This is a genomic window from Streptomyces sp. NPDC091387 (assembly GCF_044756945.1).
Classification (GTDB): Bacteria; Actinomycetota; Actinomycetes; order Streptomycetales; family Streptomycetaceae; genus Streptomyces.
Genome location: NZ_JBIVTZ010000026.1, coordinates 75,122 through 89,855, shown reverse-complemented (window position 1 = coordinate 89,855; position 14,734 = coordinate 75,122). Strand labels below are relative to the sequence as shown.

Annotated in this window: 12 protein-coding genes; 2 read left to right on the top strand and 10 right to left on the bottom strand. The window is 73.5% G+C overall.

The window, feature by feature from the left end:
• From ACIQM0_RS35850 to rimP, 10 genes are all read right to left on the bottom strand, one after another.
• Positions 1 to 1,224 (bottom strand): XdhC family protein (locus ACIQM0_RS35850; RefSeq protein ID WP_401294825.1); only part of this gene is annotated, 1,224 nt, incomplete at its 3' end.
• A gap of 146 nt (positions 1,225 to 1,370) precedes the next feature.
• Positions 1,371 to 2,324 (bottom strand): bifunctional riboflavin kinase/FAD synthetase, encoded by a 954-nt coding sequence (locus tag ACIQM0_RS35845; protein ID WP_401294823.1) that lies wholly within the window; start codon positions 2,322 to 2,324, stop codon positions 1,371 to 1,373.
• Positions 2,325 to 2,367: 43 nt separating this feature from the next.
• Positions 2,368 to 6,195, bottom strand: a complete 3,828-nt coding sequence (locus ACIQM0_RS35840) for a trypsin-like peptidase domain-containing protein (protein WP_401294821.1) — start codon at positions 6,193 to 6,195, stop codon at positions 2,368 to 2,370.
• A gap of 213 nt (positions 6,196 to 6,408) precedes the next feature.
• Positions 6,409 to 7,305 carry a tRNA pseudouridine(55) synthase TruB gene (gene truB / locus ACIQM0_RS35835; protein WP_401294819.1) on the bottom strand — a complete coding sequence of 299 codons (897 nt, stop codon included), beginning with the start codon at positions 7,303 to 7,305 and terminating at the stop codon, positions 6,409 to 6,411.
• Positions 7,302 to 7,754 carry a 30S ribosome-binding factor RbfA gene (rbfA, locus tag ACIQM0_RS35830; RefSeq protein ID WP_363025204.1) on the bottom strand — a complete coding sequence of 151 codons (453 nt, stop codon included), beginning with the start codon at positions 7,752 to 7,754 and terminating at the stop codon, positions 7,302 to 7,304. The genes truB and rbfA overlap by 4 nt, the downstream gene beginning before the upstream one ends.
• 20 nt (positions 7,755 to 7,774) lie before the next feature.
• On the bottom strand, positions 7,775 to 8,071 hold the full coding sequence (locus ACIQM0_RS35825; protein ID WP_073739168.1) for a DUF503 domain-containing protein: 297 nt from the start codon (positions 8,069 to 8,071) through the stop codon (positions 7,775 to 7,777).
• 137 nt (positions 8,072 to 8,208) lie between these two features.
• The gene (infB, locus tag ACIQM0_RS35820; RefSeq protein WP_401294816.1) at positions 8,209 to 11,367 is read right to left on the bottom strand and encodes a translation initiation factor IF-2; all 3,159 of its coding nucleotides are present in this window, start codon (positions 11,365 to 11,367) and stop codon (positions 8,209 to 8,211) included.
• 154 nt (positions 11,368 to 11,521) lie between these two features.
• Positions 11,522 to 11,800 carry a YlxR family protein gene (locus ACIQM0_RS35815; protein ID WP_072489326.1) on the bottom strand — a complete coding sequence of 93 codons (279 nt, stop codon included), beginning with the start codon at positions 11,798 to 11,800 and terminating at the stop codon, positions 11,522 to 11,524.
• A gap of 160 nt (positions 11,801 to 11,960) precedes the next feature.
• On the bottom strand, positions 11,961 to 13,001 hold the full coding sequence (nusA, locus tag ACIQM0_RS35810; protein ID WP_123462619.1) for a transcription termination factor NusA: 1,041 nt from the start codon (positions 12,999 to 13,001) through the stop codon (positions 11,961 to 11,963).
• A 2-nt stretch (positions 13,002 to 13,003) separates the two neighbouring features.
• Positions 13,004 to 13,501 (bottom strand): ribosome maturation factor RimP, encoded by a 498-nt coding sequence (gene rimP, locus ACIQM0_RS35805; protein WP_401294813.1) that lies wholly within the window; start codon positions 13,499 to 13,501, stop codon positions 13,004 to 13,006.
• 177 nt (positions 13,502 to 13,678) lie between these two features.
• Between rimP and ACIQM0_RS35800 the strand changes: the two genes are divergently transcribed.
• Together ACIQM0_RS35800 and ACIQM0_RS35795 are read left to right on the top strand one after the other, a co-directional pair.
• Positions 13,679 to 14,221: a hypothetical protein gene (locus tag ACIQM0_RS35800; RefSeq protein ID WP_401294811.1), complete on the top strand. Its 543-nt coding sequence runs from the start codon at positions 13,679 to 13,681 to the stop codon at positions 14,219 to 14,221.
• Positions 14,222 to 14,232: 11 nt separating this feature from the next.
• Positions 14,233 to 14,730: a ferritin-like domain-containing protein gene (locus tag ACIQM0_RS35795; protein WP_401294839.1), complete on the top strand. Its 498-nt coding sequence runs from the start codon at positions 14,233 to 14,235 to the stop codon at positions 14,728 to 14,730.
• Positions 14,731 to 14,734 lie beyond the last annotated feature (4 nt).

The following is a 14,734-nucleotide window of genomic DNA, read 5'->3' as shown; positions in this document are numbered from 1 at the left end:
GGGGCGGGGGCCGCCCCCCGGCGGGGGGGGGGGGGGGGGGGGGGGGCGGCGCGCGGGGGGGGGGGGGGGGGGGGGGGGGGGGGGCGGGGCGGCCGCGCCCCCCCCCCCCCACCGCTGCTCCTGCTGCTGGTGGTGGATCGCGCCCGTCAGTTCGCCGAGCGGCCGCCCCGTGCCGCCCCAGCGGTGCTGGATGATCTCCGCGGCGATCGAGACGGCGGTCTCCTCCGGAGTGCGGGCGCCGAGGTCCAGGCCGACGGGTGAGGCGAGCCGCGCGAGCGCAGCCTCGTCGACCCCTTCGGCCCGCAGCCGTGCGACGCGGTCGAGATGGGTGCGCCGGCTCCCCATCACACCGATGTACGCGGCCGGTGTGCGCAGTGCGGCGACCAGCAGCGGGACATCGAACTTCGGATCGTGCGTCAGGACGCACAGGACCGTGCGCCCGTCGATCTCCGTGTCCGACAGATAGGTGTGCGGCCAGGCGCGGACGACCTCGTCGGCGGTGGGAAACCGCTCGCGGGTCGCGAAGGCCGGACGGGCGTCGCAGACGGTGACCCGGTACCCGAGGAACGAACCGATGCGGGCGGTCGCGGCGGCGTGGTCGATGGCGCCGAAGACCAGCATCCGGGGCGGTGGCGCGTACGTCTGGACGAAGACGGACACGTCCTGCATCCGGCGCTGCCCGCGTGTCCCGTACCACTGACGGCCGGTCGCCCCCTGGGCGAGCAGGCCCAGGGCGTCATCGGTGACGGCCGCGTCGAGCCCCTCGTTGCCGAGCGAGCCCTGTGCGCCGCCGGCCCGGACCACCAGCCGGGCCCCGGCCGCCGCGGCGCCCGGCAGGACGGTGGCCACGGCGACGGGGTCGCCGCCCGCGATCGAGTCCGTGACGCCCCGGAGCCATGCGCGGTCGGCGGCCGCGGCGAACGGCGCGACCAGGACGTCGATCGTGCCGCCGCAGGTCAGCCCGACACCGAACGCCTCGTCGTCGCTGATCCCGTACGACTGGAGCTGCGGGCTGCCCGTGGCGAGCACCTCGCCCGCCGCCTCGTACACGGCGCCCTCGACGCAGCCGCCGGACACGCTTCCCGCCACCGCTCCGTCGGCGGCCACCGCCATCACCGCGCCGGGGTCCCGCGGCGCGCTGCCCCGGACGGAGACGACCGTCGCCAGGGCGAAGGGGGTGCCGGCCTCGTCCCAGGCACGCAGCTCGGAGAGCAGTTCACGCACGGTACGGACCTCCTCGGCCCGGCACACCCGGCCAGGTGCGCCCCACCCTAGGCGAGCCGCCGGGCCGTACCGCTGAGCGCTGCCGCTGGTCCGCGCGGTCCCGCCGCATGGACGCAGGGGGTACCCCGACCCGCCGAACGGGCGGGTCAGTCCCCGTCGTACGCGGCGATCAGCTCGCTGCAGCGCTTCACATCGGCGGCCATCGCCACGAGGAGCTCGTCGATCGAGTCGAACTTCAGCATCCCCCGTACGTAGGCGAGGAAGTCCACGGAGACGTGCAGGCCGTACAGATCGAGGCCGACCCGGTCGATCGCGTACGCCTCCACCGTGCGCTCGGTGGCGTCGAACTGCGGGTTCGTGCCGACCGAGATCGCGGCGGGCATCGCCTCGCCGTTCACGTTCAGCCAGCCCGCGTACACCCCGTCGGCGGGGATCGCGGTGTGCGGCAGGGTCTCGACGTTCGCGGTGGGGAAGCCGAGCTCGCGTCCGCGCTGCGCGCCGCGGACGACGATGCCCTCGACGCGGTGCGGGCGGCCCAGGATCTCGGCGGCGCCGGTCAAGTCGCCCTCGGCGACCAGGCGCCGGGTGAGGGTGGAGGAGAACGGCTCGCCGCCGCCCGCCTCGCCGCGCACCCGAAGATCGATGACCTCGACCCGGTAGTCGTACGTGCCGCCGAACTCGGTGAGCAGCTGCACGTTCCCCGCGGCCTTGTGGCCGAAGCGGAAGTTGGGCCCCTCGATGACCAGCTGCGCGTGGAGCTTGTCGACGAGCACCTTCACGATGAAGTCGGCCGGGGAGAGCTTCGAGAACTCGGTGGTGAACGGCAGGATCAGCAGCGCGTCCACGCCGAGGTCGGCCATCAGTTCGGCGCGGCGGTGGTGCGGGGCGAGCAGCGGCGGATGGCTGCCGGGCCGGACGACCTCGCTGGGGTGCGGGTCGAAGGTCACGACGACCGACGGAACGCCCAGCTCGCGGGCCCGCTCGACGGCCCGGCCGATGATCAGCTGGTGTCCGCGGTGCACCCCGTCGTAGGAGCCGATGGTGACGACGCTGCGTCCCCAGTCCTGGGGGATGTCCTCCAAGCCACGCCAGCGCTGCACTCTGACCGCTCCTCGCCCGAACCTGTGTACGTGGGTTTGCCTCTTACGCAGGTCTAAGACTGCCATGCTCACGCCCTGCGGCCTGCATCGGCATGGGGATCGGGGTAGCTGAGACGCATCCGAGGGCCTCTACGGTGCGCCGGGCGCTGGGGCCGATGACCGCTGCCCACTCCTGTGGGGCGTCCGTCAGCCAGCCGGTGACCAGGGCGGCGAATCCGGGCACGTCATGGGCCAGTTCGACCAGTCGGAGGTCGAACTGGCCGGCCCCTTCCGGGGTGCGGACGAGCAGCATCCCGGTGCGGTGGACCAGGGCCCTGGTGCGGGCGCTGCCGCGCCCGGCGCTGCCGGCCGCCGCAGCCCGCAGCAGCGCGTCGAGCACGATCGGGTCCCGGTGGGCGCCTCGCTGTTCGAAGTCCAGCAGCACTTCCAGCAGCTCGTCCCTGAGCGGCTGGGAGGCCGGGCTGCCGGGTGAGGCCAGCACCCCGGCGAGCGCGCCGCGGACCGGCGCGGTCGCGGGCCGGTCCCGGAGCAGCCCGGTCAGCAGGGGGAGCAGCAGGGCGCGGGCGGCGGGCCCGTGCTCCAGCCTGCGCTCGAGGTAGGCCGCGGCGTGCACCGTGTCCTCGGGGTGGCTGTCGACGTACGCGCGTACGAGCCCGGCGGCGTGCAGGGCGAGCGCGGGGGCGTCGATCCCGGCGAGGGCGCGCAGCACATCGCCCGCACTGTCCCCGGACCGCACGAGCCGGTCGCGGTACGCGGTCAGCACCGGCTCGGGGTGGGTGGGCAGCGCGACGGCGAGCGCGGCCGGGGACAGCCGGGGGCCGCCCGCGGCGAAGACGCGCAGGGCCTGCGGCAGGTAGCGGTCCCTGGTCTGCGGATCGGCGATGAGCCGGGTGAGCGCCGGGCCGTGCAGCTCGGTGTCCCCGGGGCGGGCCAGCAGGGCGAGGGCGGAGCGGCGGAGCAGTTCGCGGTCGGCGTCTCGGGTGAGGTTCGGTGCGACGACCGCTCCGTACGAGGCGGCCGCGATCCGCCGGGCGCGGCGGTCGTCGTCGCGGGACCACCGCTCGACGGCCCGGCACAGCGCGGAGGGTTCGTCCTCGGCCAGCGCGGCGAGCAGTTCTCCGGCACGGGGGTGGTCGGTCGAGACGAGCGCGTCGGCCAGATCGTCCACGGCGAGATCGCGGCGGGCGTACAGGAGCGCCTGCGCGGCCGCCGCGACGGTCGGGCGCACCGCCACTCCCTGGTCGACGGCGAGCGGCTGCTCGTCGGTGAACCAGGCGCACAGGAGCGGCTGGAGGGTACGTGGGTGGGCGGCGAGCCGCCGCGCCACCGCGTCCAGGAAGCGCCCGCCGTCGGTGTCGCCCTCGCGCGGGGGCCCGTCGGCGGGGACGAGTCGCCGGAACAGGTCCGTCCGGTCCGCCTCCGGCAGCCGCAGCCGCCGCCAGAACCACGGACCGAACTCGGCGTACACCCCCTGCGCACCGGCCCCGCCCGCCTCGGCCGAGCTGCGGACGACGCGCCCGGTGAGCAGCCGGAGCACCCCGAGGTGCGGTCGGGCGTCGGGCACTCGCAGCAGTGTCCCGGCGAGCAGATGTGCGGCCCACCAGCGGGCGTCGGGCGGCGGGCAGTCACTGCCGGTGGGGGGCGGCCCGGCGGAGGGGGCGGGGTCCGTACCCGAATCGGCGCCCGAAGCCGTACACGGACCGGCGGCGGCGCGCGAATCGGGGCCGGAGGCCTTGTCCGGACCGGCGGCGGCCGCCCGTCCGGAGGCCTTACGCGGACCGGCGGCGGCCGCCCCCTCCGCCGGCAGCCGGTCCAGCGCCTCGATCAGGTCGGCCAGCCGGTGGGCCAGCGCGGCGGGGCCCTGGCGGCGGCCCAGGAGCAGCAGCGCCTGGATCACGGGGCCGATCCGATGGCGCGGCACCGGGAGGGTGCGCGGCTCCGCGTCCTCGGCTCCCCCGACGGCAGCGGGAGCGGGCGCATGCGCGGGCGCGCTGTCGGGCGCGTCGGCGCCGGCCGGGCGGCGGGGGCGCGGAACCCGCCCGCCGCTCTCCCCCGTGGCGGCACCCGGGGCGTGCCAGCGGTGCACCAGGGCCCGCAGCGCGGCGTCCACGTCCAGATGCGCGCCCTGGATCCAGTCCCCCAGCTCCTCGTGGGCGAAGCGGTAGCCCGCTCCCGCCGGGACGAGCAGCCCCTCGGTGAGCACGGCGGACGCCCAGCCGGTGCGCCAAGGGAAGACGTGCTCGAACGCGGACCGGTCCAGCTCCCCCTGGCCGGGCCCCAGACAGCGCCGGGCCGCCTCGTGGACCTGCCCCGCCACCTGCGCCGCCAGTCGCCGTACCGCCGTGCCCCTCGGTGCCGGGCGGCACTCGGCGGCGATCCGGACCGCGATGCGCAGGCACATCAGGTCAAGGTGCGCGCCGAACACCTCCTCGGTACCGGGCCGTCCCGGCGTGTCCGGGGGCAGGGCCGCCCGTACCTCCGCCAGCAGCCGCAGGGTGAGCGGGTGGCGGTCGTGGCCGGCGGCGAGCGCGTCGGGCGGGAGCGCGTACCGCTGCCGGGCCAGCTCGGTCTGGCCCACGGTGAGGTCGTCGATGCGCAGGGCGGACGGCAGCCGCCTGGCGGGCGTGGCCGGGCGGTGCAGCGCACCGGGCGGACAGAGCGCGCCGGCGGTCTCCCAGTGCTCGGGGCGGCAGGCGACGACGAGCCGCGCCCCGCTCGAACGCAGCCAGCCGACCGTTCCCGCGCTCCACCGGGCCAGCCGGTGCGCCAGGACGGGCGGCATCTCCTCCGGACCGTCCAGCAGGACGAGCAGGGGGCTGCCGGAGTCCGCTGCCAGCCGGGCCACCCGCTCCGGGGTGGCGGCTCCCATGTCGCCGAGGGCTCCGGCGGCGGTGACGATGCGTCCGGCCTGCCGGAGCGTGCGGGCGATCGCGTCGGCCACGGAGGTGTCGTCGGCCAGCAGATCGGCGCCGCGCAGCCACAGGGTGAGCGCGGGCACCGGGCCGCGGGCCCGGCGGGCGGCGAGTGCGGCGAGTTCGGTGGTGCGGCCCGTGCCCGGCTCTCCGACCAGGCCCAGAACCACCGCGGTCTCCCCGGTGGCCGCCGCCGGACCGGCAGCGGCGAACGCGCTGAACTCCGCGGTGGCTTCGGGCCGTTCCACCGGATCGGGGCAGGCGCCCGGCCCGTCCGCCGAGCCGACGGACATGGCGGTCAGCTGGAGGGCCCCGGCGAGGTTCAGGTCCCGGCCGTAGCCGGGGACGCTCATGGCGTTGCGCAGCAGCAGGGCGCCCAGCGGTCCCCCGTCGCCCGCCCCGGCCAGCGGCACCGCGCATCCGGCGGCGGCGTGTCCGGCGCGCAGGGCGGTGCCGAGAACCGCGATGACCGCGCCGGTGTCCGGGTCCAGGACCGGCCCGCCCACCGCGGCGCCGCCCAGCAGGAGCGCGTCGCGGCCGTCAGTACCAAGGGCGAGTTCCAGCGCCCGGCCGATCCGGTGGGTGGCGCCGCCCGCGGTGTAGGTCACCGGGGCCGGGCCCAGGACGCGGGCCTCGCGCCAGCCGTGCGCGGCGATCGTCACATACGTACCGGCCTCGATCCGCTCGCGCTCCGCGATCGGCAGCGGCTGCGCGCCCAGCGCGTCCGGTCCGCCGGTGGGAATGAGCGCGAGGTCCAGCTCGGGCAGGGCGGTGATGTCATCGGCGTCGACGCGGCAGCTGCGTCCGTCCGCGCCGTGCAGGACGAGGTGTGTGACCCCGTCGACCGCCTCGTGGCTGGTCACGACCGTGCCCCGGTCGTCGGCCACGAACCCGGTCCCTCTCGGCCGGCCGGCCGGATCGCACAGTCGTACCAGCGTCGTCCGGTCCCCGCATCCCATGATCCGACGTTAGGTCGGCCGTGATCGACTCGGAGTGATCAGAGCGAAAGCGCCCCCGTTCGCACCCCTGATTCACTCCGAGCGCCTGCCCGTTGGGGTGAATCAGGGGCGTTCGCCGGACAGGAAGCAACGCAGGACGCGATACGGGTCGTGGAGCGGGCAACGGCCCCCTGCCCACTCCACGACGCGATGCGATGCGAACGTCCGAGGAGCTCAGCCGAAGACGGCGAGGCTCTTGGCCTTGCCCTTCTGCTCCTCGACGAGGACCAGGAACCGTCCGTCGGGTCCGAAGACCGCGACCGGGCCCGGCGGGTACGCGGGCATGTCCAGCCGCATCCCGTTGAGCAGCAGCTTGGCGCGCTTCTCGTCGACGTCCCAGCGCGGGAAGGCCGAGGCGGCGGCCTCGGCCACCGGCATCACGACCAGTTCTTCCTGGTGCTGGTCCAGCGTCCTCGCCCCGTCGAGGCCGTACGGGCCCACGCGGGTGCGCCGCAGCGCGGTGAGGTGCCCGCCCACGCCGAGTCCGGCGCCGAGGTCGCGGGCGATGGCCCGGATGTACGTACCTGAGGAGCAGACCACCGAGACGACCAGGTCGACCACCGGGGTGCCGTCCTCGGCGACCGCCTCGCGGACGTCGTAGACGTTGAAGGACGAGATGGTCACCGGCCGGGCCGGGATCTCGAACTCCTCGCCGCCGCGCACCCGCGCGTAGGACCGCTTGCCGTCGATCTTGATGGCGCTGACCTTGGACGGCACCTGCATGATGGCGCCGGTCAGTTCGGCGACCCCCGCGTCGATGCCCTCGCGCGTCACTCCGGAGGCGTCGGTGGACGAGGTGATCTCGCCCTCGGCGTCGTCGGTGACGGTGTCCTGGCCGAGCCGGATCGTGCCGAGGTACTCCTTCTCGGTGAGCGCGAGGTGGCCGAGGAGCTTGGTGGCCCGTTCCACGCCGAGCACGAGAACGCCCGTGGCCATCGGGTCCAGCGTGCCGGCATGGCCGACGCGACGGGTCCTGGCGATGCCGCGCATCTTGGCGACGACGTCGTGCGAAGTGAAGCCGGACGGCTTGTCGACAATGACAAGGCCGTCCGGCGTTTTGTTCTGCGTCATGCGGAAGGGGAGTCCTCGTCGGTCTCGTCCTCCGGCTTGCGGTACGGGTCGGCGTCGCCGGCGTACGTGGCGCCCGAGGACGCCTCCCGCACCTTGGCGTCCGAGGCCCGTGCCCGGTCGAGGAGGGTCTCGATCGCCTTGGCGTTCTCGGGCAGCGCGTCCGCCATGAAGGCGAGCGTGGGGGTGAACTTCGTCCCCGCCGCCGCACCGACCGCCGAGCGCAGGATGCCCTTGGCGCTCTCCAGGCCGGCTGCCGCGCTCGCCCGGTCCTCGTCGTCGCCGTAGACCGTGTAGAAGACCGTGGCCTCCCGCAGGTCGCCGGTGACGCGGGTGTCCGTGATGGTCACGTGCGTACCCAGGCGCGGGTCCTTGATTCCGCGCTGCAGTTTCTCGGCGACCACCTCCTGGATGAGGTCCGCCAGCTTCTTAGCCCGCGCGTTGTCGGCCACTGGTCCGTCTCCGTTCCTACTCAATCGTCTTCGTCGCTGTGCAGCCGCCGCCGTACGGACAGCAGCTCCACTTCCGGCCGGCCGGCGATCAGCCGCTCGCACCGGTCCAGCACGTCCGTGAGGTGCCCGGTGTCCCCGGAGACCACGGCGAGGCCGATCTCGGCCCTGCGATGGAGGTCCTGACCGCCCGTCTCCGCCACGCTCACCGCGTACTTGCGCTGGAGCTCGGCGACGATCGGACGGACCACGGAACGCTTCTCCTTCAGCGACCGTACGTCGCCGAGAAGCAGATCGAAGGACAGTGTCCCCACATACATGTGTGTCCGGATGTCCCGCCGGTTCGGGTTCGTGCCCTGCCGATGATTGGCAGGGACACAAGAACCGTACACGGAACGGCCGGGGCCGATCGACGGAAATACGACCCGTCGACCGGCCCCGACTGTTGAGGTACGGGTCAGCCTCGCGGCTTCTCGCGCATCTCGTACGTCGCGATGACGTCGTCGATCTTGATGTCGTTGAAGTTTCCGAGGTTGATACCGCCCTCGAAGCCTTCGCGGATCTCGGTGACGTCGTCCTTGAAGCGGCGCAGACCGGAGATGTTGAGGTTCTCCGCGATGACCTTGCCGTCGCGAAGCAGGCGCGCCTTGGTGTTGCGCTTGACCTCGCCGGACCTGACCAGCACACCGGCGATGTTGCCCAGCTTGGACGAGCGGAAGATCTCGCGGATCTCCGCCGTACCGAGCTCGACCTCTTCGTACTCCGGCTTGAGCATGCCCTTGAGGGCCGCTTCGATCTCTTCGATCGCCTGGTAGATGACCGAGTAGTACCGGACGTCCACACCTTCGCGGTCGGCCATCTGCGCGGCACGCCCTGCGGCGCGCACGTTGAAGCCGATCACGATGGCGTCGGAGCCGGTCGCCAGGTTGATGTCCGACTCGGTGACCGCACCCACACCGCGGTGCAGGACCCGGATGTCGACCTCTTCACCGACGTCGAGCTGGAGCAGCGAGGACTCGAGAGCCTCCACCGAACCGGACGCGTCGCCCTTGATGATGAGGTTGAGCTCCTGGACCAGACCGGCCTTGAGCGCCTCGTCCAGGTTCTCCAGGGAGAACCGGACACCCTTGCGGGCGAAGTTGGCGTTGCGCTCACGAGCGGCACGCTTCTCGGCGATCTGACGGGCCGTACGGTCCTCGTCGACCACCAGGAAGTTGTCGCCGGCACCCGGGACGTTGGTGAGACCCAGCACGAGGACGGGGGTCGAGGGACCCGCTTCCTCGACGTTCTCGCCCTTGTCGTCGAGCATCGCCCGGACTCGGCCGTACGCGTCGCCGACGACCACCGTGTCGCCGATGCGCAGCGTGCCGCGCTGGACGAGGACGGTCGAGACGGCACCGCGACCGCGGTCGAGGTGGGACTCGATCGCAATACCCTGTGCGTCCTGGTCCGGGTTGGCCCGCAGGTCGAGCGAGGCGTCGGCGGTGAGGACGACGGCCTCCAGAAGAGCCTCGATGTTGAGGCCCTGCTTGGCGGAGATGTCGACGAACATCGTGTCGCCGCCGTACTCCTCCGCCACCAGACCGAACTCGGTGAGCTGACCGCGCACCTTGACCGGGTCGGCACCCTCGACGTCGATCTTGTTGACCGCGACCACGATCGGCACGTCGGCCGCCTTGGCGTGGTTCAGCGCCTCGATCGTCTGGGGCATCACACCGTCGTTCGCCGCCACCACGAGGATCGCGATGTCGGTGGACTTCGCACCACGTGCACGCATGGCGGTGAACGCCTCGTGACCCGGGGTGTCGATGAAGGTGATCCTGCGGTCCTCGCCATTGACCTCGGCGCCGACCTGGTACGCACCGATGTGCTGCGTGATGCCGCCGGCCTCGCCCGCAACGACGTTCGTCTTGCGGATCGCGTCCAGCAGCCGGGTCTTACCGTGGTCGACGTGACCCATGACGGTCACGACCGGCGGACGGGAGACCAGGGCCTCTTCGCCGCCCTCGTCCTCGCCGAACTCGATGTCGAAGGACTCGAGCAGCTCGCGGTCCTCCTCCTCGGGGCTGACGATCTCCAGGACGAAGTTCATCTCGTCCGCGAGCATCTTCAGCGTCTCGTCCGGGACGGACTGCGTGGCAGTGACCATCTCGCCGAGGTTCATCATCACGCCGACGAGCGACGCCGGGTTCGCGTTGATCTTCTCCGCGAAGTCCGTGAGCGAGGCACCGCGAGACAGCCGGACAGCCTGCCCGTTGCCGCGGGGCAGCATGACGCCGCCCACCGACGGGGCCTGCATCGACTCGTACTCCTGGCGCCTCTGCCGCTTCGACTTGCGGCCACGACGCGCGGGACCGCCGGGGCGGCCGAAGGCACCCTGTGTGCCACCACGGGCACCGGGACCACCGGGACGACCACCGAAGCCGGGACGGCCGCCGAAGCCGCCGCCACCACCCGGACGGCCGGGAGCGCCACCGCCGCCACCGGGACGGCCTGCGAAACCGCCGCCACCGCCACCGGGACCGGCCGGACGGCCTGCGAAGCCGCCGCCACCGGGACGGCCTGCGCCGCCACCGCCGCCGGGACGACCGCCGCCGCCACCACCGGGACCACGGCCACCGCCGGGGCCACCACCGGGACGCGGGCCGGCAGCGGGACGCTGCGGCATCATGCCCGGGTTGGGACGGTTACCGCCGGCGCCGGGGGCGCCGCCGGGACGAGGAGCCTGCGGGCGCGGCATGCCGCCCGGAGACGGACGTGCGCCGCCCTGACCCTGACCCTGCGGGCGCGGGGCGCCGCCGGGGCCGCCCTGCGGACGCGGGGCGCCGGGGCGCTCCGAGCCGCCACCGGGACGCGGGGCGCCACCGGGACGGGGTGACTGCGGACGGGCCATGCCCGTCGAGCCACCGGAGGTGAACGGGTTGTTGCCCGGACGGGGACCCGCCGGACGTGCGCCGGGACGCGGGGCGCCCTGGCCCGCGGGACGCGCCGGACGGTCGCCGCCACGGGCGCCGTCGCGCTCGCCGCCACGGCCGCCGTCACGCTGACCGCCCTCGCGGCCACCGTCACGCTGACCGCCGGCCGGAGCCGGACGGGCGGGGCTGGCGGCGGGACGCGGTCCCGGGGTGGCACCCGCGGGACGCGGGGCCTGCTGCTGCGGTGCGGCCGGCTGTGCCGGGGCCGGAGCCGAGAACTCGGCTGCGGGCACCGGTGTCACCGGGGCGGGCTTCACGGGTGCGGGCTTGGGGCCCGGACGCGGGCCCGCGGACGGCGCGGAGGCCGCAGCGGGGGTGCTGCTCTCCGGAGCCTCGGCAGCGGACGGCTTGGCAGCCGGTACGCCGGGCTTCGGGGCGGCGGGACGTGCCGCAGCGGCCGGGGAGGGCGCTGCGGGCTTCACGGGGGCGGCCTTGCGGGGCGCGCCAGGCTTTGCAGCGGACTTGCCGGCGGCGTTGCCACCGGGACCCTGCAGTGCGTCAGTCAACTTGCGTACAACCGGCGCCTCGATCGTCGAGGACGCCGAACGTACGAATTCACCGAGTTCTTGGAGCTTGGCCATGACGACCTTGCTCTCAACCCCGAACTCCTTGGCGAGTTCGTATACCCGGACCTTAGCCACTTCGCTCCTTTTAGGTCCGGGTTACCGCCGGACCGTCGCTACTTCATGGGCGTACTCATCGCGTACTCATCGAGTGCTCATCGCAATCTCGACCTACTTCCAACTCGCGAGGTACCTGACCGCACGGGGACCCGTGCCGTTCAATTTCCTGTTCCTACGGTGTCACCCGTTCGACGAACCGCTGTACTGCGGCGGGATCGAACGGCCCCTTGGCCTTGAAGGCCCGGGGGAATGCCCGGCGGCGAACCGCCAGGTCGAGACAGACAGATGCGGGGTGTACATACGCACCCCGGCCGGGCAGCGTACCGCGTGGGTCGGGGACGCATGCGTCCCCATCCGCCACGATGCGCAGCAGCTCGCTCTTGGCCGCTCGCTCCCGGCATCCCACACAGGTTCGCTCAGGGCAAGCGCGGGCGTGCGTCCGGCCAGACACGTTTAAGTCTACCTCCCCGTATCGACATCACCTGTTTGGGGCAACGATCGAACGGATGTTGTCGTGATCTCAGCGGCATGCCGACGAGTTCTATTCCTTGTGCCCCGGTCCGGGCCGGGCCTCGGCGCGCTGTCGAATCGGCGCCCGGCCCGTCTCCGGATCAGCTCCGCTCGGCGCGCTCCCGGGCCCGCTCGGCCCGCTCGCGGTCGGCCACGTCGCGCTCGGCGTCGGTCTCGGTGTCCGGGCGGATGTCGATGCGCCAGCCGGTCAGACGGGCGGCGAGACGGGCGTTCTGCCCCTCCTTGCCGATCGCCAGCGACAGCTGGTAGTCCGGCACGGTGACCCGGGCGGAGCGCGCGCCGAGGTCCACGACCTCGACCTCGCTGACCCGGGCGGGCGACAGCGCGTTGGCGACCATCTCGGCCGGGTCGTCCGACCAGTCCACGATGTCGATCTTCTCGCCGAGCAGCTCGGCCATGACATTGCGCACACGGCCGCCCATCGGGCCGATGCAGGCGCCCTTGGCGTTGAGGCCGGAGCGGGTGGAGCGGACCGCGATCTTGGTGCGGTGACCGGCCTCGCGGGCGATCGCGCAGATCTCGACGGAACCGTCGGCGATCTCCGGGACCTCCAGCGCGAAGAGCTTCTTCACCAGGTTGGGGTGGGTCCGCGACAGCGTCACCGACGGACCGCGGACGCCCTTGGCGACCCGTACGACGTAGGTGCGCAGCCGCAGGCCGTGGGTGTACTCCTCGCCGGGCACCTGCTCCTGCACCGGCAGGATGGCCTCCAGCTTGCCGATGTCGACCAGGACGTTCTTCGGGTCCTTGCCCTGCTGGACGACACCGGTGACGACGTCGCCCTCGTGGCCCGCGTACTCGCCAAACGTCCGGTCGTCCTCGGCGTCGCGCAGCCGCTGGAGGATGACCTGCTTGGCGGTGGTCGCGGCGATCCGGCCGAAGCCCGACGGGGTGTCGTCGAACTCCTTGGGCTCCTGGCCCTCCTCCAGATCGGCCGGGTCCTCCTTGGCCCACACCGTCACATGGCCACGCTCGTCCAGCTCCACGCGCGCCCGGCGGTGACTGCCGTCCGTGCGGTGGTACGCGATGAGGAGGGCCGACTCGATCGCCTCGACGAGTACGTCGAACGGAATCTCCTTGTCCTGCGCCAAGCCCTTCAGAAGCTTCACATCGATGTCCACGGCTACGCCTCCTCTTCCTTCTTGTCCTTGCGGTTGAATTCCAGCTCCACGCGCGCCTTGGCGATCTCCCCGAAGGCGATCCGGCGGGACGTGGGCTTGCGGCCCTTGACACCCGGCACCTCGAGATCGAGGCCCTCGTCGTCGACCGCGAGGATGCGGGCCACCAGCTCGCCGCCCTCGCGCAGCTGGAGCCTGGCCAGCCGGCCCGTGGCACGTTCGTAGTGGCGGTGTTCCGTCAGCGGGCGGTCGGCACCGGGAGAGCTGACCTCCAGGACGTACTCGTCCTCGCCCATCACATCGGTCTCGTCGAGCCGCGCGGAGATCGCCCGGCTCAGTTCCGCACAGGTGTCGAGCTCCACGCCCTCTTCGGAGTCCACGATGATCCGCAGCACCCGGCGGCGGCCGGCCCGGGACACTTCGATCTCTTCCAGATCCAGCTGCTCGGCGCTGACGAGCGGTTCTACCAGCCCGCGCAGCCTCTCGCTCTGGGTGGTGCTCATCCGGGTGACTCCTCGGCCGCGTGTGCTGTTGTGGGGATCGTCGCGTGTCTGGTCAAAGGGTATCCGGTCCGGAGGGGTGTTGCCGTCCGCCGGCCCCGCGAGCGCGGGTACGCTCGCCTGCGGTGATCACTTCCGGACACATCCGGTCAAGACAGGTCCAGGCCCGAAGGAGAACACGTGCGGCGCACGGGGACGACGCGCAGGGGCGCGCTCACCGCGACGGGAGCGATCGCCATGGGGGCGGTACTGGCCGGCTGCGGAAGCGACGGTGACGACGGGGGCGGCGGCCGGAAGGGTTCCGCGCACGCCGGTGCCCGGACCGCGTCCGACCGCTCGTCGGCGGTGCGGGCGGAGACGTCACTGCGGAAGAAGGCCGTCGGCGTGACGGCGTCCCTGCTCGGGCAGTACGAGAACGTGCTCGCCACCCATCCGGCGACCGCGGCCGGGCTCACCCCGCTGCGCGACGCCGTCCGCGCCCACGTCAAGGCCCTCGCCCCGGCCGGGGCGGCCTCGCTCGAATTCGTCCGGACGCGGCCCGCCGGCGGCCCCCGGGAGGCCGTCAAGGCACTGGCCGCCGCCGAGCGCCGTGCCGCGGCCTCGCACACGGCAGCCCTGCTGGACGCGCCCCCGGAGCTGGCCCGGCTGCTCGCCTCGGTCGCGGCGGCCGCTTCGGCGCACTCCTACCTGCTGACCGAACTGGCCAAGGAGACGAAGGCGTGAGCGACGAGGACGTGCGCGACGGGGCCCTGAAGGCCGCACAGGCGGCGCTGGCCGCCGAACACGCCGCGGTGTACGGGTACGGGGTGGCGGGCGGCCGGGTCGCCGCAGGCCGCCGGGCCGAGGCCACCGCCGCACACCACGCCCACCGGGCCCGCCGCGACGCACTGGTGCGGACGGTGCGCGGGCTGGGCGGTGAGCCGGTGGCGTCGGACCCCGCGTACGCTCTGCCGTTCGCGGTGCCAGGACCAGCCGCGGCGGTGCGGCTCGCCGCCGCGCTGGAGGACCGGGTCGCGGACGTCTACTCCGACCTCGTACGGGCCGCGGAGGGCCCGCTGCGGCGGGAGGCCGCGGACGCGCTGCGGGAGGCCGCGGTGCGCGCGGTGCGCTGGCGGGGCAGCGGCGTACCCTTTCCCGGGCTCGCCGAGCGGGCCGCCGACGGCTCCCGCGAGGACGGTGCCGACGCGAGGATCGGTTCCGATGCGAAGGGCCGGACCGGCACGACGCGCTGAAGCA

Coding starts and splice junctions, on each gene's coding strand:
- rimP (WP_401294813.1), bottom strand. CDS start 13,501: ATGAGCACCACCCAGAGCGAGAGGCTGCGCGGGCTGGTAGAACCGCTC.
- ACIQM0_RS35840 (WP_401294821.1), bottom strand. CDS start 6,195: ATGGGATGCGGGGACCGGACGACGCTGGTACGACTGTGCGATCCGGCC.
- ACIQM0_RS35825 (WP_073739168.1), bottom strand. CDS start 8,071: ATGTATGTGGGGACACTGTCCTTCGATCTGCTTCTCGGCGACGTACGG.
- truB (WP_401294819.1), bottom strand. CDS start 7,305: ATGACGCAGAACAAAACGCCGGACGGCCTTGTCATTGTCGACAAGCCG.